Genomic DNA, 17,145 nt, shown 5'->3' with positions numbered 1-17,145 from the left:
ATTAGTTCATTCCTTTAAACTAGTGAAAGATCATTACAGTTTACTTGCTCCGTATTACAATCGCTTGTCCAATCTAGCTTTTGGAGATCAGTTAATGTGGTCGAAAACCTGTTTTCTGGAAAATCTAGGTGCGAAAAAAACCTTAATTATAGGTGGAGGAGCTGGACTGGATTACTTGCCTTTTCAGAAAAACCTAACTGGAGAATACTGGGAAATCTCCTATGCGATGCTTAGTCAGGCAAAAAGGAATCTGTCAGAAAGTAAGCTGACGTTTCATTTGGGCTTATTTCAGGCAGAAAAAGGAGAAATATTTGATGAAGTCTGGCTGCCCTTTGTGCTAGATACCATGCGCGACGAGGAAATCATTAGCCTTTTGAGAGAAATAAGACAAAGTGTAAAGCCTGAGGCCAGGATTTATTTGGCAGATTTTTTTGAGCCCAAACAAAAGTACCAACGGTTGTTGACTTGGGGGATGATCGCTGTTTTTAAACTACTCACCCAGCACAAACGGGCTAATATTCCTGATTATGAGGAAATTTTGCGAAGCGAAAACTGGACGAAAACCAGCGAAAAGGAATTTATGAACGGATGGGTCAAAGCGCAATTGTGGGTTTAGGAGCTTTCAAAGCCGAGAGGAGGGCATGCCGGAAATGGGGAATTGCCTTTCTGCTGGATGAAATTCGGTTGATTACTGGTGGAGGTTAATTGGAGCTCTGGATGTCCTTGCCTCGATAAGGCACAAAAAACGCAAGCCAAATGGATCGGCTGATTCTGTATATAAATGGCGTCAACACTAGGATTCCCACACCGATCAGCACTAGTAAAAGCGTAAGGGAATAATCAGGCTTCAGCACAGAGAGCGCCACCCAAACGGCAATGAAAACCGCGGTGTTGAAACCATAGCTGATGAACATCGCACCTAGGTAAAATCCTGGCTCCGGCTCAAAATACTGCCCACAATGCGAGCAGTCCTTATTCATGTCCGAGAATTTGGTGGGGTTGAATAGTTGGCCTCGCTGAAATAAATCGCCTTCATGGCAGCGTGGACACTTGCATTGGTATATACTTTTCAAAGTGGAAACTTTCATGGAATTGAGAATTTAGGACTACCGAAGAAGAGGTATTTTCTATTCGGATAATTTTGTCAAAAATAAGCAATAAAAGACAAATTACTCTTTTATTTCTCTATGATTTTCAAAATTAAGTTATCGAAGTACTTTCCATTGCCTGGGCCATACCAATTCATTTCCCGGACTTCATGGAAGTTTTCATCATACAATTCATCGGGAGTAATGTATCCAATGTAGCCACCATTGAAGGTAGTGACGATTAGATTTAAGCCTTTGCTTTGTGCTAGCTGCTCCCATTTTTCATAAAAAACCCCAGATAGCTCACCGCTAGAAGCGATCATCAGTGTATTTCCTATCTGCGTAATATCGAGATGCGCGTTGGTATCGCCTAGTAAATAGTTGAAAAGCCAAGGTCGTAGGCGCAAATTATCCGTGACACGAAGGTGCGGCGCGCGAAGCGAGATTGGTAAATAGCCTGTCCGAATCTGCTTGTTTTTGATTGTGGAATAATAAGTCATCCGCAAATTCAAGGTCGAATCCAGTTGATGCGCATAGTGCTTCACCATTTCCGGAGTATTTCCTGGCCTTAGTGGACTGTGGCTTCCCACGGTTCCAGCGGCATAAAGGGCAAAGTCAAAGCCATCATTTTCCAATTCTTTCGTCAGGTAAAAAGGATAGTCACCTGACAAACCCATGAATTTGGTGGTCATCGTGGTGGCATGTGCTGAGTAGGTGAGGAAAGTGCCTTTTTCTCCAGAGTTTTTGGTAAAAATGAGTTGACGTACGAATGGGTCTATAGGACCATCTTTGACAAATCTATTGGCTACCAACCCTCCAGCATCAGCTTTTCGGTAGTTGATGGAAACGGTGTCTTGCGTAGCTATTGCGTTTTGCAAAGCTGAAAGACTACGTGACACGATCAGAGCTACGATCTCCTGGTCGTATCCTCCAAAAGCGATTTCTCCCATCGGACCCGGCATGTATCCGCCCATTCCAGAGTGCGTGTGCGTAGCGGTGAAGATCATCTGGTCTATCGGAAGTTTTGCTTCGGTTATCGCTTCTTGAACCTGAGCTGCCAAAGCTGGATGTACGATTAGCAACTCATAATTAAGCCATGCAACTCGGGTTTGTCCGTTGGAAAGAGCAAGCGCTTTGACATAGCTGCTGTCTTGCACAAATTCATATTTTCCTCTAGGTGCATAGCCGACTAGGTCCGCGGGTTCGGATGGAGTCATATTTACACTTGACCAACCCGCGATCCAGGCTTTTCCCTGTGATGTTGAAAAATTAGTCTCATCCAAGCGTGAAAAGGTTTCTTCATAAAAATCCTGATCTTCGATCGGAGAGCGATCTACGGTAGTTAAGGTCAACAACCCGATTACCAGCAAAACAACAAAAGTCCAGATAAGGACTTTTGTTGTTTTCATTAAGATGTTTTTAGCGCTCATTCAGTTTAGTACTCAAAAGTGCCGTGAGGGCTCGTAATAGTGACTTTTTTGCCTTGGTGTGGTTCTACTCGGCCGATGATTTGAGCTTCCACGCCATAAGATTCAGCGATGTCGATGATCTCTTCCGCATAGCGTTCGTCGAGGTAAACTTCCATTCGGTGACCCATGTTGAAGACCTTGTACATCTCTTTCCAATCCGTTCCACTTTCTTCTTGGATGATTTTGAACAGAGCTGGAGTCTCAAATAAGTTGTCTTTGATCACATGCACGTCGTTGACAAAATGCAGCACTTTGGTCTGTGCTCCACCGCTGCAATGCACCAATCCATGAATTCTAGGTCTCATGTAATTCAGCACATCCACCATGATAGGCGCGTAGGTCCGTGTTGGAGAGAGTACCAACTTACCCATGTTTACAGGTGCTCCAGGCGCAGGGTCGGTCAGGTTATATTTTCCTGAATAAACAAGATCCTCTGGAACAGATGGATCAAAGCTTTCAGGGTACTTTGCCTTTAGTACTTTGTTGAAAACATCATGACGGGCAGAAGTCAGCCCATTGCTTCCCATGCCGCCGTTGTAGAATGTCTCGTATTTTGCCTGACCAAATGAAGCCAAACCTACGATTACATCACCGCCCTGAATCTGATCATTGGAGATCACCTCGTCGCGTCTCATTCGGCAAGTCACCGTGCTATCCACGATAATTGTGCGCACCAAATCTCCCACATCGGCTGTTTCTCCGCCAGTGAGCACCGCATTAACGCCATTGTCTCGAAGCATCTGTAGGACTTCTTCGGTGCCTTCGATGATCGCAGAGATCACTTCGCCAGGGATCAGGTTTTTATTCCTTCCGATGGTAGAGGAAACGAGGATATTATTGATCGCACCTACGCAAAGTAGGTCGTCCGTATTCATGATGATCGCATCCTGCGCGATGCCTTTCCACACGCTCAGATCGCCCGTCTCTTTCCAATAGGAATAAGCCAAAGAGGATTTAGTGCCGGCACCGTCCGCATGCATGATATTGCAGTAGTCAGGATCGTTGCCGAGGGTGTCTTCCACGATTTTGCAAAAAGCCTGTGGAAAAAGTCCTTTGTCGAGGTTGGAGATTGCTTTGTGGACATCTTCTTTGGAAGCCGAAACTCCTCGTTGCATGTAGCGCTCGTTCATGTCGATTTGGGTTGACCTAGTATGTGGACAAAGTTAATAGGATCTAGGTAAAAGGGGGAGATATAATGGGTAAAGTTGTCGGTAGAAATGTATAACCACAAAGTCCGCAAAGGTGGCGCAAAGTGCACAATTTATTAGTAAGTGGCTTATTCGTGGTTTGTCAGACTGAGCGAAGTCGAAGGCCTAAAAGAATCCTATCGCAATTTAAATCGAGTGGCTTTAAATCATATTTCACTGTTTGAAAGCTCTTGAGTAGAATCAAAAAAATAACCCAGCCATTTCTAGCTGGGTTAGTGTATTTTGGGTTTTCAGCCTATTGCAGAAGTGAGGGAAGATTCAAACAGCTGGTGTAAATTCGAGCCTGAGTTTATGATTCGTACAAGTCCTGCTTCCGGAGAAGCAGGATAACTGTGCTCTCCGCGTAATTCTCCGCGCACTCTGGGGTTAAAAGCTACTCACACCCGATTGCTCCAGCACCATTTCTTTCACGCATTCCACCCAAGTATTCTCTGAGTTTAGACTTGGTACCAAGTCCCACTCTACTCCACCTTTTTCCAGGAACTTCTCTCGGTATTCCTCTGCCACTTCCACGGTGGTTTCGAGGCAGTCTGCTACGAAGGCTGGCGAAAAAGCTAAGACTTTTTTCACGCCATCTTTAGTCAATTCATCGATGACATCATCGGTGTAAGGTTTCACCCAAGGGTCATTTCCAAGTCTGGATTGGAAGCAATTCACTGCCTTATCTTCTGGAATCCCTAGTTTTTCGCAAATCAATCTCGTTGTATGGAAGCATTGCGCTCTGTAGCAATAATGGTTCTTTGCGCCGTATTTGTTACAGCAAGCCCCCAGTTGACAGTAGCCATCCACCGAACCTTTGCGAATATGTCGCTCTGGAAGTCCATGGTAGGAAAACAAGATCTTGTCGTATTCTTTGCCCTCCATCATGGCTCTGCCTCGCTCAGCCCAAGCTTCTACAAATAAGGGTTGCTCGATAAAGTTACTGATAAATGAAATGTCCGGAATGATCTGCCAGCTTCTCACAATCTCCATCACTTTGTCCTGAACAGAACCAGTGGAAGCTGAAGCATACTGAGGAAAAAGAGGAAGGACGATGATTTTTGACACATAGGCTTTTCTCAATTCCTCTAATCCAGCTTCTATCGAAGGACTTTGGTAGCGCATAGCAATGGCTACTTTGTACTGCTTGGAGTCAAGCTTCTCGATCAGCTTGTCTTTGAGATCTTGGGTATGAAAAAGTAGAGGGGAACCACGATCCGTCCAAAGTTTACGGTATTCGTGGGCAGATTTTGGCGCACGAAATGGAGCAATAATCAGGTTGATCAGCATCCATCGGAATACGACAGGAATGTCGATTACACGACCGTCCATTAGAAATTCGCGAAGATATTTTCTTACATCGCCGGTGGCTGTACTGTCTGGAGTTCCTAGGTTCACCAGCAGAACGCCGATTTTTCCGGATTTATTCATGAGTGCTTATTGAGTTAATTTTTCGGGTAGAAAACCCAAAAATACGTCCTAATGTTAGATTTCGCCAATTGATTCTAGAAATGAGCGATAGCGAAGGGTTGTTAGATCTTTAGATTTCGCGCCCAACCTATCAATGGACCTGCGCTCATACTGGCAATAATCGCCAGAATCACCAAGCCAATAAAAAGTGGCTCAGACACCAAGCCGTACTCTAACGCTATTAATCCCAGCACGATATCCATACTCCCTCGCGTACTCATGCCTATGCCGGCTACGATGGATTCTTTGCGAGGCACTCCTGCCAGTCGCCCGCCAAAATAGGCTCCGTAGTATTTGGTCAAAAGTCCCACAATAATCACGACTCCTACTATCCCAGGATCAAAACCCAAAATGAAGTTGACTTTCAAGCCTATAGAAACAAAGAATATAGGGGCAAAAATATTATTGATAAACTGGTGTAAAATCTCCTTGGCTTTTTCCGTCAAATACTCTGAATCGCCTAGGGCCACGCCAATGATAAAAGCGCCATAGATCGCGTGTATTCCAATGAATTCTGTGAACGATGCCGCCAAAAAGCAAAGTGCCAAAGACAAGGAAAGTAAACCTCCAGGCCAAGCTAATTTTTTGTTTATCCAGGGCAATACTTTATTGATCAGTCCTTTTCCAATTGTCAACATGCCTAGGGTGAATACCAGCGTAAGTCCTAAAGTAGGCCACACTCCCATGCCATCGCTTCCAGACTCGGACAGGGATAGGATCACCGAGAAGATCAGCCAGCCGAGTACATCTACGATCATTGCACCAGCGATAATCAGCAGGCCGGAGGAGGTTTTGAAGAGGTTCAAATCCATCAGAATCCTAGCTACGATCGCTAATCCTGTGATGGAAATAGCCAATCCGAAGAAGGTAGATGCAACAATTCTATCATTGATATTGACTCCCAGGAACTCTGGAAAAGCATAGGCTACTACGAATCCAGCAATGATCGGCAGGATCATGGACATGACAGCGATGTATAGGGCTTTTTTACCTTGACTCCACACAATACCCAACTCTACTTCCAAACCCGCAATAAAGAGCAGCAACACTACAGAGATTTGCACGAAGCCATCGAAGGCTATATTTGTCATTTCATTTGACGCAAATAAATACTCGTGCGCTCCTGGGAAGAAATTGCCAAGAATAGTAGGACCCAAAATTATCCCAGCGAAAATCTCACCGATCACGGCTGGTTGCTTGAATTTGCGAGCCACTTCTGCAAAGATTCTCGCCAGAATTAGAATGGAGGCAAGTTGGAGGAGTAGGTTGATTACCTCCTTATGGTCTAAAGTTTCCATGGAGGATTAATTTTTTACGATTAACAGATTGCAAGGCAAGGTGCTCAGAAGATCTTCCAAATCATGCGGGAATATCCTGTCGAAAAAATTTAACTTCTGTTCATCTCCGACTACAAGTAGGTCGGCCTCTATTTTTTCGCAGAATCTAGCCAGCTCCACAGCCCATCTTCCACCGGTCACTTTTATATTTATTTTCAAATCTCCCTGATCTATAGTTTTCAAAATCTCCTCCACGTAGTGCATTTCATTTTGGACAAGTTGGCGGCGAGTCTGAGATGCTTCTTCCTCCGAATCTTCACTGGCAGTGCCCATCTGCAGACCATACATTTTGATTTCGTTAAGGATGTGAACCTGCTCCGCATGGAGTTGTTTGGAAAAATTAATTCCTACTTCGATCACGTGAGGAGTGATTTCCAACTCTGTACCGTTTAGGACTATTTTATCAAAAAGCGTAGATCCAACCTTAGGTTCAATCAGCGTAAGTACCGAGCAGGGAGCTTTTCGAATGATTTTTCTCCCCACTGATCCCATGTAGTAGGTCAGCAAGCGTTCATGCTTCAACGCACCCGCAACCAGAAGATCTGCATTCTCTTCCTTGCAGGCTTCGATGATCATTTTAACAGGCTTGCCTTCTTTCCAAATAAGTTTAGTTTTGGACTGATCTAGGCCTGTTTTGAGGATCATCTCTTGGAGCAAAAATTCAAGTTCATCGGTTCTTTTTCCAATATGAATCAAGATGAGTTCCGAGCCAAACAGGGCTACCAGGCGTTTGGTTTCAGAAATCAACGCTTCCATCCTAGGGGAAAAAGCGATGGCAAGGGCTACTTTTTTGTACATTTTGGAGGAGCTAAAGCCTTCAAATAAGCGAATTTTCCCCAGCCCTCCAACATCTTCAGGTCAACTCCATTTATCCCGAAGACTTTCCATTCACCGGGTAAATTGGCTTTAAGAAAAAGGAAATCGGGTTTTGTCATTAATTTTTGGTAAAATTCAGCAACCGATGGGTGCCCAAAAACACCAAATCGAAAGAATATAACCCACTAGTTAGAACCCAAGAAAACATGGGAAAAACTAGATAACCCAATTAAAAACAAATTCTAATCACTTGAAATCGAGCCTGCCTGAGGCAGACAGGCCTGTCTGCCTCAGACAAGCATGACGAAGAACCTCACATACTGGGATGTTTATAATCATGCGAGATTCTCCCGATGAAAATCGGGACAGGCTATATGGCCATTAAAGATCAAATTATACACATATGAAAAAAACACTACTCAGTTGGTTGCTGATGGGAGGAATGGGACTTTCTGGAGCTGCTTTCGCGCAGTCAGATTATGCCACTCTCAGCCAGCTCAATCAGCGTTTGCAGCGCGTGGCCTCTAATTCCACCGCTACGCTCACCTCTCTCACCAAAACAGCCGGCGGTAAAGATATCTGGGTGCTGAAAGTAGGCACCGGGCAACTTGATCAAAAGCCAGCCATAGCCGTAGTCGGTGGAGTGGAAGGATATGAGGTGTTGAGCGTAGAGCTGGCGGTTCAGTTTGCAGAAAAGCTTGTTACCGATAATGCTTCAGCATTGGAGGCTACCACGTTTTACATTTTCCCAAACATGTCTCCTGATGCCTACGAGCAGTATCACGCTTCTCTGAAATATGAGAGAAGGGGAAATGCGCTATCCGTAGATCACGATAGAGATGGCACTCCGGGAGGATCAGGCTACGCTGATCTGAACGGCGATGGAGTTATCACGATGATGCGCGTAGAAGACCCAATGGGCGAATACATGCTCTCTAAAGAAGATGATCGAGTACTCGTAAAAGCTGATAAATCAAAAGGAGAATCTGGTAATTACTCACTTTACAAGGAATCAAAGGATGATGACAAAGACGGTGAGTTTGCTGAAGATTTGAAAGAAGGTATTGCTTTCAACAAGTCATTGACATACAAATTCCCTGTGTTTGAACCGCTCGCGGGAGATATGCCAGTACAGACTGCAGAAGCTAGAGCGATGCTGGATTACTTGTTTGAGCAGTGGAATATTTTTGCCTTCGTGACTTTTTCCCCGGCAAATAACCTGTCTTCACCATTGAAGTACAATGCGGGAAATGCTAAAAAGCGTGTGGTGACTTCTATCCTGGAAGGCGACCTAGCAATCAATTCCCTACTTTCGGATAAATACAAAGAGATCGTTAAGCAGAAAGCATTCCAGCAGGACAATCAAGGAACTGACGGCGATTTCTTTCAGTGGGCGTATTTCCACTTTGGTAGATTGAGCTTCGGTACGCCCGGTTATTGGACCCCTGAATACAAGGATTCTACTGGAAAAGGCAAGTCTAACGCTGAGGCTAATTATTTGGCTTGGGCTGACTCACTTGGAATGAACGATGTGTTTGTCCCATGGACGGCTATTGAGCATCCGGATTTTCCAGGCAAAAAGGTCGAAGTGGGTGGGATCAAACCTTTTGTGATGACTACTCCTTCTTTTGACAAAGTAGGAGAAATCGCAGATCAGCATACAGACTTTATCCTGAAGCTGGCTGAAATGCAGCCTAAACTGGAGATTCACAATGTAAAAACTGAATCTCTAGGAAATGGACTGACTCGAGTAACCTTAGATCTTTTCAATAATTCACCGCTACCTACTCATTCTGAAATGGGCGAAAATTCCCGATGGCTTCGCAAAATTAGAATCGACATGGACGCGAGTGCCGATAAGATCGTCGCTGGTAATAAGATCGAGTTGATGGATTCACTGGGTGCTTATGAGAAAGCTAGCTTCAGCTGGATTATCCGTGGCACTGGCAATGTGACCGTAAAAGCAGGAGCTTCTCACGCTGGATTCACTACTTCAACTGTAAAACTTTAAGCCATAAATAGGATGAAAATTACAAAAATGATCATTGCCATGGCTGTAGGCGCACTTAGCCTGGTAAGTTTTAAAGCAGACGCTCAGGAGAAATTTTTCCGTGCAGTCGGTACGCCACACAACCCAAAAGTAGCTATCGCTTTCAACAGATATTATACCTACGAGGGTTTGGTGGATAATATGAAAAAGATTGCGGCAGCGCATCCTAACCTAGTCAAACTTGAATCGATCGGCAAATCCTACGAAGGTAGAGATATGTGGACGATGACGATCACGGACTTTTCCACCGGAAAAGACACGGACAAGCCCGGCATGTGGATCGATGGAAATATACACTCCAATGAGATTCAAGGTGGGGAGTTTTCCCTGTATGGCGCTTGGTATCTGACGGAGATGTTTGCTGACAACGAGTTTATTCAGCAGCTATTGAAGGATAAGGTGTTTTACATCACGCCTACGATCAATCCCGATGCGCGTAACAACTTTTTCCTAGAACCAAATACTGCCAATTCTCCACGATCAGGAATGATGACCCTAGACAACGATGGAGATGGTGTAGCCGGTGAAGATGGAATGGATGATCTTGATGGCGATGGTCACATCACGATGATGATCAGAAAATCCCCAACAGGTCGCTTCATCAAAGATCCTCAGGATCCTCGCAAGCTGATCATGGTCGGGGCAGACAAAATGGGCGAGTACGAAATGCTTGGGCAAGAGGGTACTGACGGAGATGGAGATGGACGAGTGAATGACGATGGAGTAGGCTACTACGATCCGAATAGAGATTGGGGATGGAACTGGCAGCCAGATTACATACAGCGTGGCGCTTTGAAATATCCTTTTACGCTACCTGAGAACCGCTCGATCATGGAGTTTGTGATGAAGCATCCGAATATTGCGGGAGCTCAAAGTTTCCACAACTCTGGAGGTATGATCCTTCGCGGACCTGGTGCTGAGGAAGATTTGAGCACCTATAATAGAAATGACATCCGAATCTATGATGCGTTAGGTGAAAAGGGTCAAGAAATGATCCCGGGCTATAGATATCTGACTGTTTACAAAGATTTATATTCCGTGTTCGGAGGAGAGTTGGATTGGTTTTATGGAGTGAGAGGGATATTTACATTTACCAATGAGTTGATGACTTCTTATTTGTATTTCAATAAGCCTTCCGGAGGACAAAATGAGCAATTCGAGTTTGATGAACTCTTGATTATGGGCGATGCTTTTGTGAATTGGCATGAGTTTGAGCACCCACAGTTTGGAACTGTAGAGATTGGTGGATTTAAGAAAACATTCGGACGGGCGCATCCAGGATTCTTGTTGGAGCAGGATGCACACAGAAATGTGGCCTTCACGATCTATCATGCTTATCACACACCAAAACTATCCGTGATGGACGTGAAAGAAGAAGACCTAGGTGGAGGTTTGAAAGCGATCACAGCAACGATCTATAACGAGCGTTTGATGCCTACCCACGCTAGCCAGGATTTGAAATACAAAATCGAGAGACCTGACTACGTGACTATCTCTGGAGCTAAAGTAGTTGCAGGTTTCATCGTTGAAGATGAAGACTTCAATAAGGTAACTGAGCAGAAAAATAACCCGGAGAAAATGCATGTGGCCAATATCCCAGGAATGACAGGAGTGAAGGTGAAGTGGATTGTATCCTCAGGATCTAACTATTCCATTACTGTGGATTCTGCCAAAGGCGGAAAGGCAAGCTGGAAGAAAGAGAAATAGAGTAGTAGCGATCAGTGTTTAGTGATCACTGAGTTTACGATTGAGGAGTTTAATAAAATGCGGAGCAGAGTTGCTCCGTATTTTTTTTGGCAAATGTTTTTTGCGCAAAGTCGTAGAGATCGGTATGTAAAACGCATAGAAGTTTCTGTCTATACAATTAACTCCTAAAAGCCTGATGTCAAAGGCAGGCTCTAGAAATTTATATCTCTAGTGACCATTTCTGCCTGATGCGAACTCAATTGAAGCATCTGGAAATGGAACCTACACTTCGAATTGTATTCTTGAACCTTACTTCTTATAACTCAATTTTGAGCACATAATAATTGAGAACATCTTCCGTTTCCTGAGATTTTCCTTTAATAAAAATACCGTCTTTAAATAGGAAGAAAAGTTTTCCAACATCAGGCTGGATTTCGGATAGGTTGATTTCACCTAGCTTGATTAGATTTATGTCAAATACTTCTATAAACATTTCGTACCCCTGCTGCTGTCCTTTTTCCTGAGGCCCCTTTACCATCCGAAAATAACCATCCCCAGTAGGTAAAGTGTCCATAATGCTATACGAAACATCGTAATCCCAGAGGTAACTAGTTTTTTCTGCTTCCTTTCTCGAATTTGACCCAATTGGGTCCGGATGATCTATTTTTTCTGAGGGGAAATTATAGGTAGTGTAATCCAAAGTAGAACTAGCTTTTGTCTGGGTATTATACACAATTATTTCATTAGAGAACACATAAGACATAAGTATGGAATCACCGAGTACATTAATATAAGGGAGATTGTTTTTCATTAGAATCAGCCCGTCTCCAGAAGCTTGTAGCTGATGTTTTTTTAATAAGTCTGAGTCATAAATTGCAGGTAATTCTGTCAGCTCTTGAGTTAAAATGGCATATTTAAAGAAAATGATTTTCCCAGACTGTAAATCTTTGGACATTAAGTACATTTCATCTCTGGCTGGATCGTAACCGTGGAAATCAAGTCCCCAGTACACATCATAAAGACCGCTAAAACTAATCAACGGATAGGGTTGGAACGCTTCAAGTTTGTCAAATTTTATAGTTCTTTCATAGGAACTATCTGCACTGAACCACGATATTAACCCTCGAGGTTGAATAAAATGAGTGCCGCTTTTTGTTTGAAAAAATGACCTCGCACGAGGGAAAGCAAAAGGGCCTTCTGTCTCCATTATATTGCCACTTTTAAGTATCGCTTCTTCACCGTTAAAAAAGAGCGTATCAATCGTTTTTGCTTGTGAGTTTAACAGAAGAACTGATTTTTTGTCTTCTGCTAGCATATATGGTGGAAATAGGGGGTCTGAGGATAAGCCTTTGAAGCCTAATTCCAATTGTCTTACTTTACTTATTTCAACCTTAAATAAGGCATCATGCTCAGTTTTTTCTTCTGAACATGATGTCAAAGCACATATACTTACTATTGAAATCAAAAAATGATTAAGTCCTCTATTCATTATTCTGCCTGTGGGGTTCGGTCACAGCTGGAATTAGGTCCGTCTTGTGGAGTGAAATAAGTTTGAAGTTCCATAGTATTGAAATCAAAAATAGAAATTACTGAATTTGCACAGCAATTATTTACAAAATCAACAAGAATAGAATTAACATCATCTTCTCCGTCAGCTAAATAAGGTTGTTCTTGATTACAACCATCCAGTTCTAAAGCAATGACTGAAAATGAAAGGATGAATAGAAAGAAACTTCCAAGTTATTTGACAATGGGATTTTTCATAAAATTGTGAGTTTGGAATGTGTAGATGTAAAAGCTGAGCCATTCAACTTCGATTTCCTAAATAAGAGTCGTGAGGAATTCTTCTTTCATTTTCCAAAAAAAAAAAACTTTCACATGCAACTAATTTCTTCACAAATTTTGAATATTAACAACCAAGCTAAAACTTTTCAAAAACAAAACCCCACCTGATCACTCAAGCGGGGTTTTTTATAGAAAGTTGGTTTAGCTTAAAGGCTTGTCACATATCCTTCAAATCCTGAAGCAGTTTTCACTTTAAAGCTGATGCCTGCTTCACTCACCCTATTGAAGGTATAGATCTTGTGAAGACCTTGTGGATTATCTATTTTCTCTGTGTGGATTAATTTATCACCGTCGAAGATCAACACTTCTACCTCCTTAGATTGCATATTGCTCACCAGCAATCTGTACTTATCATCTCCCATTTCTGTAACTCTAGAGAACACAGAAGGCGTTTCAGTTACAAAGTTGTTGAAAGAGGCAGTTCTCAAAACACCTGATTCGTCTGTAACTTCCACAGAATAGTTTCCTTGAGGAAGAGCTTTAAGGTCGTATTTTTTTGCAAAAGCTTCTTCCTTTGAGATTCTATCTCTCATGACCAAACGATCTTCTGAATCTGTGATTTTGACGATCACCGTTCCTTGTGGAGCTTCATTAAAAGATATCGCCACTTTAGTTGTTTCGGTTTTTCTGATGAGAACAGTTGTCTCCTCAGATTTTGCAAAGGCTCCTGCAGCGATCCCCGCTACAAAAAGCAATGTGAATAGTTTTTTCATTTTACTAATTGGTTTGTATAGGTTCTGATTTTATGTGTAACCGCCAGACAGTAGGTATGTCTCTAGGTGGGTATTTTGGGTTACATCATTCATCGGGTTGGCCGATTGAATTGTTATTACACGTCAAAGGTACGACTAGATCGGTTAATTGCAAATATTTCAACATAAAAAGATATTTGTTAACGATATGGTAACAATATGTATGAATCGTTGATAAATGAATAAAAATTGCTCGCAATCGATCGCGAAACTCGATATGTTTGGGCTTTTTGTTCTAGTGGAGAATAAAATTGGTATAATTTCCATTTTACAAAATCATGTCACGACATCATTTTCTTATTTCAAGGGAAGACCAATGTTTATTTGGTTAGGAAAAAACTTTGAACGATTCTTCTTTTGGCTTGTTTACACTTCAAAATCACAGGTTATGAAAGCATTTTGGAACAATAAACTAATAGCTGAAAGTAGCGAAACGAAGGTTATAGAAGGAAATCATTATTTTCCTCCACAGGCTTTAAATAAGGAATTTTTCAAACCCTCTGACACGCAGACTAGCTGTCCATGGAAAGGAAAGGCATCCTATTTTAATGTAGTAGTGGATGGAAAGTTGAATTCAGATGCTGCGTGGTATTACGCAGACCCCAAACCTGCGGCAGCTGAGATCAAAGGCTATGTCGCATTTTGGAAAGGTGTGGAGATTAGGAATTAAGTAAAATAGAAAAGCGGAAGCTCTGGGTGAGTTCCGCTTAAGAATGCAGGTGCCGTAATTACTAATTTTTCCCTGTATAATTGGTGGCTTTTGCTACTAGTTCTTGATCAAAAGATCCTTTGAGTTCTACCACCATTAGGTCACCTTCGTCACCTGCGACTAATACGACTACATCTGAAATAGTTTTACCTCCTTTGGAATAGACGATCAAACCGCCTTTGCCCTCAGAGGCTTCCATGAGTAATTCATACCGTTCTTTTTCCAGGCCCTTTTGCAAGGTTTTGTATTCTTGGCGAGCATCATCTGCATGGTCTGGTAGGGTAAAGAAATTCAACTTTTCGATGGACTTGGCTACCGTAGCCATGTCGTTTTCATCAATATCGATTTTGAATCCTTCTGCGAAGTTTAGGAAATTTCCTCCTAGCTCTAAATGGAAGAAGTCATCGTCACTCTTGTATTTATCATAGAGCGCTTTGACGCTTTTACTCTGTGCCTGTGCCGCCATCACGGAACCGATCAATGCTAGGGTTAGAATTAATTTTTTCATAGTGCTTGTAAAATGTGGTTTTATATAGAGATTATTGAAATTGATTTTTCAGTAGGGGCGAAACATCTTTCGTCCGGGAATTGAAAATTGATACTTATTTCACCCCCTTGGGTCCTTTTGGCCCTTTCGACCCTTTACCGTACAAGTCCATTCCTGGGATGTCGGTCTTTTCGGCTAGGAGATTCAGATCTTCGTACGTAAAGCTTCCTAGCATCGAGAGGAGTGTGAAATCACCTTCTTCTCCAGAGATCATCATGAGTTCTTTGACCAACCCCCCTTCTTCACGCACCATAAACTTCAGGCTACTTCCCTTGTCTTCGACGATCATCAGGTCTTCATACTTGTTTTTGGTAAGCGTACCCATGGCTTCTTTGTAGAAAGTCATTCCATTGACTTCGTCGGAGGAAAGAATTCGAATGCCTTTTACCTTTTGAATTAAAGCTCCCAAATCCTCGGAGTCTTGATCTGATCCGGCATTACTTTTCAAAAACCCTCCTGCCATCTGCATCATCTTTGGGCTGATATAGACTCTGGAAAAACGATCGTCGTCCATGTATTTGGAGAAAAAACGCTGAATAGCATCATCCTGAGCCTGTGCCTGAACGATAAGGGCAATTAGCAAAAAGGGTATCATTAGAAATTTCTTCATGGCTTATTTTGTTAATGGGTTTCCAAATAACTGGTTGGGGGTGTTCAAATATTTCAAATCACTCATTACGTTCATTTCTGCTTGCCCCCTTGCGAGGTTAGTTTGGATCAAGGCAAAAGCCTGCATCACTTCAAGGTATGCCTGTTCCTCTGCTTGCTTTTGCTCATAAACGCTCCAGCCGTAAATCGACCCTAGCAGAATCGCCACAGATGCAGCCCAACTCATCCAATTTCTGGATTTGAGCGGGACAACTTTAGTAGGCATTTTGACTCTTGGTTCTTCGTTAGAGAGCTCATTAAATCCTAAGAACATAGCTTTCTCTTCCTCGTAACCTGCCACTGACTGAAGTAGCTTTTTCAGTTCCTGCTCCTCTGCAAGGTTGCTCTCGGCATCCCAGTACTTATCGAGTAATTCATCTATTCGCTGGTTCATGTGTTAAATGATTGCTTTGTATAGTCGCATGGAATCATCGCATAGGCTTTAGTCAACTTGATTTTTGACTTTTTAGTCATGCACGATTTCATTTGGTTGATTTTTGGTTGAGCATCCGCTCGCGAATACTTTTTCTGGCTCGGTGAAGGTTCACTTTTACTTGTTCCAAACTTATAGTTAAGTGCTCGGCTATTTCTTCGTAGCTCAAGCCTTCCACTTCTCTCAGGTGAAAAATCTCCTGCTGTCGCAAAGGCAGCTCTTTCACACGGTTCATCACCTGACGCACGGAGTCCTTGGTGTCTTCGGAAGTTGATTCTTCTAATTTCAATTCCTCCAATCCCTCCAGTGAGTCCAGTTTTTTGGTCTGGCGAAAATGCATCAAGGCCTCATTTTTCAAACTTGCCACCAGCCAGCCCATAAGATTCGGATGCTTTTGAAGTTCTTCTTCCCGTTCGAAAGATTTCTCAAAGACATTCTGAAGCATGTCCTCTGCGAGAGACCGATCCCTCACCCAGAGATACCCCAGCCGGTAGAGCCTGCCTCTTAGCGGCCAGATATGTGCTTCAAAAAATGACTTCATTCAGTACGGTAATGCATGACGAAATGTAATGTTACAGTTAGTGAGAAAAAAATGAGAAGTTTTTTCAACAGGCTCCAACTTTGGAGAGCTCAAGTTGTTCCACACTAGTTGTAGTTGGCTATGAAGGCCTGTTAGACTAAAATGCTTCTAAATAACACTTGTAAATAGTATGCATGCCTACTATTTCTTAATTTGCTTACCTATTATAGAAAAAATGATTCTGTAAATTAGAATCAGAAAGTTGATTAAATGATGAAAAGGGTAATTGAAAGAGGAATTAGTAAGGGAGTGCATGCATCGAATCTTTCGCATACCTATCGAGCTGTGCCCGCTGTGAAAAACTTTTTGCCCTCTTCGGTAAAAAGTGAACCCATAAAAAAAGCCCTGAATTGCTTCAGGGCTTGTGGTGATAAGTGGACTCGAACCACCGACTCACGGATTTTCAGTCCGATGCTCTACCAACTGAGCTATATCACCTTGTTGTAAAGTGATGCAAAGGTAAATATTTCAGTTGTTGAAGCAAGTCATTTTAGAAAAAAATAAACAGATAAACCCAGAAAACACGCT

Annotated in this window: 16 protein-coding genes and 1 tRNA gene; 4 read left to right on the top strand and 13 right to left on the bottom strand. The window is 42.7% G+C overall.

The annotated features are described in order from the left end of the window. Positions 1-22: 22 nt before the first annotated feature. Complete coding sequence (locus ABJH64_RS04750) at positions 23-616, top strand: class I SAM-dependent methyltransferase (RefSeq protein ID WP_348273649.1); 594 nt, start codon at positions 23-25, stop codon at positions 614-616. An 85-nt stretch (positions 617-701) separates the two neighbouring features. Here ABJH64_RS04750 and ABJH64_RS04745 read toward each other — a convergent pair whose 3' ends face one another. The 6 genes from ABJH64_RS04745 to ABJH64_RS04720 form a co-directional block, all read right to left on the bottom strand. Beyond that, the gene (locus tag ABJH64_RS04745) at positions 702-1,088 is read right to left on the bottom strand and encodes a DUF983 domain-containing protein (RefSeq protein ID WP_348273650.1); all 387 of its coding nucleotides are present in this window, start codon (positions 1,086-1,088) and stop codon (positions 702-704) included. A gap of 89 nt (positions 1,089-1,177) precedes the next feature. Then, positions 1,178-2,497: a neutral/alkaline non-lysosomal ceramidase N-terminal domain-containing protein gene (locus tag ABJH64_RS04740; protein ID WP_348273651.1), complete on the bottom strand. Its 1,320-nt coding sequence runs from the start codon at positions 2,495-2,497 to the stop codon at positions 1,178-1,180. Between the two features lie 26 nt (positions 2,498-2,523). Next, a complete protein-coding gene (locus ABJH64_RS04735) occupies positions 2,524-3,687 on the bottom strand; it encodes an AIR synthase related protein (RefSeq protein ID WP_348273652.1) in 1,164 nt (387 codons plus the stop codon). Positions 3,688-4,131: 444 nt separating this feature from the next. Further along, a complete protein-coding gene (gene hemH / locus ABJH64_RS04730; protein ID WP_348273653.1) occupies positions 4,132-5,175 on the bottom strand; it encodes a ferrochelatase in 1,044 nt (347 codons plus the stop codon). A 101-nt stretch (positions 5,176-5,276) separates the two neighbouring features. Further along, a complete protein-coding gene (locus ABJH64_RS04725) occupies positions 5,277-6,512 on the bottom strand; it encodes a cation:proton antiporter (RefSeq protein WP_348273654.1) in 1,236 nt (411 codons plus the stop codon). 6 nt (positions 6,513-6,518) lie between these two features. Continuing rightward, the gene (locus tag ABJH64_RS04720; protein ID WP_348273655.1) at positions 6,519-7,349 is read right to left on the bottom strand and encodes a universal stress protein; all 831 of its coding nucleotides are present in this window, start codon (positions 7,347-7,349) and stop codon (positions 6,519-6,521) included. 421 nt (positions 7,350-7,770) lie between these two features. Between ABJH64_RS04720 and ABJH64_RS04715 the strand changes: the two genes are divergently transcribed. Continuing rightward, a complete protein-coding gene (locus ABJH64_RS04715; protein WP_348273656.1) occupies positions 7,771-9,378 on the top strand; it encodes a M14 family metallopeptidase in 1,608 nt (535 codons plus the stop codon). Positions 9,379-9,390: 12 nt separating this feature from the next. Continuing rightward, positions 9,391-11,124: a M14 family metallopeptidase gene (locus tag ABJH64_RS04710; RefSeq protein WP_348273657.1), complete on the top strand. Its 1,734-nt coding sequence runs from the start codon at positions 9,391-9,393 to the stop codon at positions 11,122-11,124. Between the two features lie 295 nt (positions 11,125-11,419). Here the strand turns inward: ABJH64_RS04710 and ABJH64_RS04705 are convergent, their stop codons facing one another. Then, positions 11,420-12,592 carry a hypothetical protein gene (locus tag ABJH64_RS04705; RefSeq protein WP_348273658.1) on the bottom strand — a complete coding sequence of 391 codons (1,173 nt, stop codon included), beginning with the start codon at positions 12,590-12,592 and terminating at the stop codon, positions 11,420-11,422. A gap of 502 nt (positions 12,593-13,094) precedes the next feature. Continuing rightward, positions 13,095-13,661, bottom strand: a complete 567-nt coding sequence (locus ABJH64_RS04700) for a hypothetical protein (RefSeq protein ID WP_348273659.1) — start codon at positions 13,659-13,661, stop codon at positions 13,095-13,097. Between the two features lie 427 nt (positions 13,662-14,088). Here ABJH64_RS04700 and ABJH64_RS04695 point away from each other — a divergent pair, with 427 nt between their 5' ends. Next, positions 14,089-14,370 carry a DUF427 domain-containing protein gene (locus ABJH64_RS04695; RefSeq protein WP_348273660.1) on the top strand — a complete coding sequence of 94 codons (282 nt, stop codon included), beginning with the start codon at positions 14,089-14,091 and terminating at the stop codon, positions 14,368-14,370. Between the two features lie 61 nt (positions 14,371-14,431). Here ABJH64_RS04695 and ABJH64_RS04690 read toward each other — a convergent pair whose 3' ends face one another. The 5 genes from ABJH64_RS04690 to ABJH64_RS04670 all read right to left on the bottom strand — a co-directional run bounded on the left by ABJH64_RS04690 (position 14,432) and on the right by ABJH64_RS04670 (position 17,055). Then, positions 14,432-14,917, bottom strand: a complete 486-nt coding sequence (locus ABJH64_RS04690) for a DUF4252 domain-containing protein (RefSeq protein WP_348273661.1) — start codon at positions 14,915-14,917, stop codon at positions 14,432-14,434. Between the two features lie 94 nt (positions 14,918-15,011). After that, positions 15,012-15,566, bottom strand: coding sequence for a DUF4252 domain-containing protein (locus tag ABJH64_RS04685; protein ID WP_348299685.1), 555 nt, complete (start codon positions 15,564-15,566; stop codon positions 15,012-15,014). A gap of 3 nt (positions 15,567-15,569) precedes the next feature. Beyond that, the gene (locus ABJH64_RS04680; protein ID WP_348277262.1) at positions 15,570-15,998 is read right to left on the bottom strand and encodes a hypothetical protein; all 429 of its coding nucleotides are present in this window, start codon (positions 15,996-15,998) and stop codon (positions 15,570-15,572) included. A gap of 88 nt (positions 15,999-16,086) precedes the next feature. After that, positions 16,087-16,578, bottom strand: coding sequence for an RNA polymerase sigma factor (locus ABJH64_RS04675; protein WP_348277263.1), 492 nt, complete (start codon positions 16,576-16,578; stop codon positions 16,087-16,089). A gap of 404 nt (positions 16,579-16,982) precedes the next feature. Then, positions 16,983-17,055, bottom strand: a tRNA-Phe gene (locus tag ABJH64_RS04670). Positions 17,056-17,145 lie beyond the last annotated feature (90 nt).

The organism is Algoriphagus sp. (genome assembly GCF_039969895.1).
Taxonomy (GTDB): domain Bacteria; phylum Bacteroidota; class Bacteroidia; order Cytophagales; family Cyclobacteriaceae; genus Algoriphagus.
The sequence above is the reverse complement of the archived record's forward strand: the minus strand, read 5'-3'. Positions and strand labels throughout refer to the sequence as shown.

What these genes read in the sequence shown, in the direction of transcription:
- ABJH64_RS04685 (WP_348299685.1), bottom strand. Translation starts at nt 15,566, where the DNA reads ATGAAGAAATTTCTAATGATACCCTTTTTGCTAATTGCCCTTATCGTT.
- ABJH64_RS04675 (WP_348277263.1), bottom strand. Translation starts at nt 16,578, where the DNA reads ATGAAGTCATTTTTTGAAGCACATATCTGGCCGCTAAGAGGCAGGCTC.
- ABJH64_RS04690 (WP_348273661.1), bottom strand. Translation starts at nt 14,917, where the DNA reads ATGAAAAAATTAATTCTAACCCTAGCATTGATCGGTTCCGTGATGGCG.
- ABJH64_RS04725 (WP_348273654.1), bottom strand. Translation starts at nt 6,512, where the DNA reads ATGGAAACTTTAGACCATAAGGAGGTAATCAACCTACTCCTCCAACTT.
- ABJH64_RS04745 (WP_348273650.1), bottom strand. Translation starts at nt 1,088, where the DNA reads ATGAAAGTTTCCACTTTGAAAAGTATATACCAATGCAAGTGTCCACGC.
- ABJH64_RS04710 (WP_348273657.1), top strand. Translation starts at nt 9,391, where the DNA reads ATGAAAATTACAAAAATGATCATTGCCATGGCTGTAGGCGCACTTAGC.
- ABJH64_RS04735 (WP_348273652.1), bottom strand. Translation starts at nt 3,687, where the DNA reads ATGAACGAGCGCTACATGCAACGAGGAGTTTCGGCTTCCAAAGAAGAT.
- ABJH64_RS04740 (WP_348273651.1), bottom strand. Translation starts at nt 2,497, where the DNA reads ATGAAAACAACAAAAGTCCTTATCTGGACTTTTGTTGTTTTGCTGGTA.
- ABJH64_RS04680 (WP_348277262.1), bottom strand. Translation starts at nt 15,998, where the DNA reads ATGAACCAGCGAATAGATGAATTACTCGATAAGTACTGGGATGCCGAG.
- ABJH64_RS04715 (WP_348273656.1), top strand. Translation starts at nt 7,771, where the DNA reads ATGAAAAAAACACTACTCAGTTGGTTGCTGATGGGAGGAATGGGACTT.
- ABJH64_RS04700 (WP_348273659.1), bottom strand. Translation starts at nt 13,661, where the DNA reads ATGAAAAAACTATTCACATTGCTTTTTGTAGCGGGGATCGCTGCAGGA.
- ABJH64_RS04720 (WP_348273655.1), bottom strand. Translation starts at nt 7,349, where the DNA reads ATGTACAAAAAAGTAGCCCTTGCCATCGCTTTTTCCCCTAGGATGGAA.
- ABJH64_RS04705 (WP_348273658.1), bottom strand. Translation starts at nt 12,592, where the DNA reads ATGAATAGAGGACTTAATCATTTTTTGATTTCAATAGTAAGTATATGT.
- ABJH64_RS04695 (WP_348273660.1), top strand. Translation starts at nt 14,089, where the DNA reads ATGAAAGCATTTTGGAACAATAAACTAATAGCTGAAAGTAGCGAAACG.
- hemH (WP_348273653.1), bottom strand. Translation starts at nt 5,175, where the DNA reads ATGAATAAATCCGGAAAAATCGGCGTTCTGCTGGTGAACCTAGGAACT.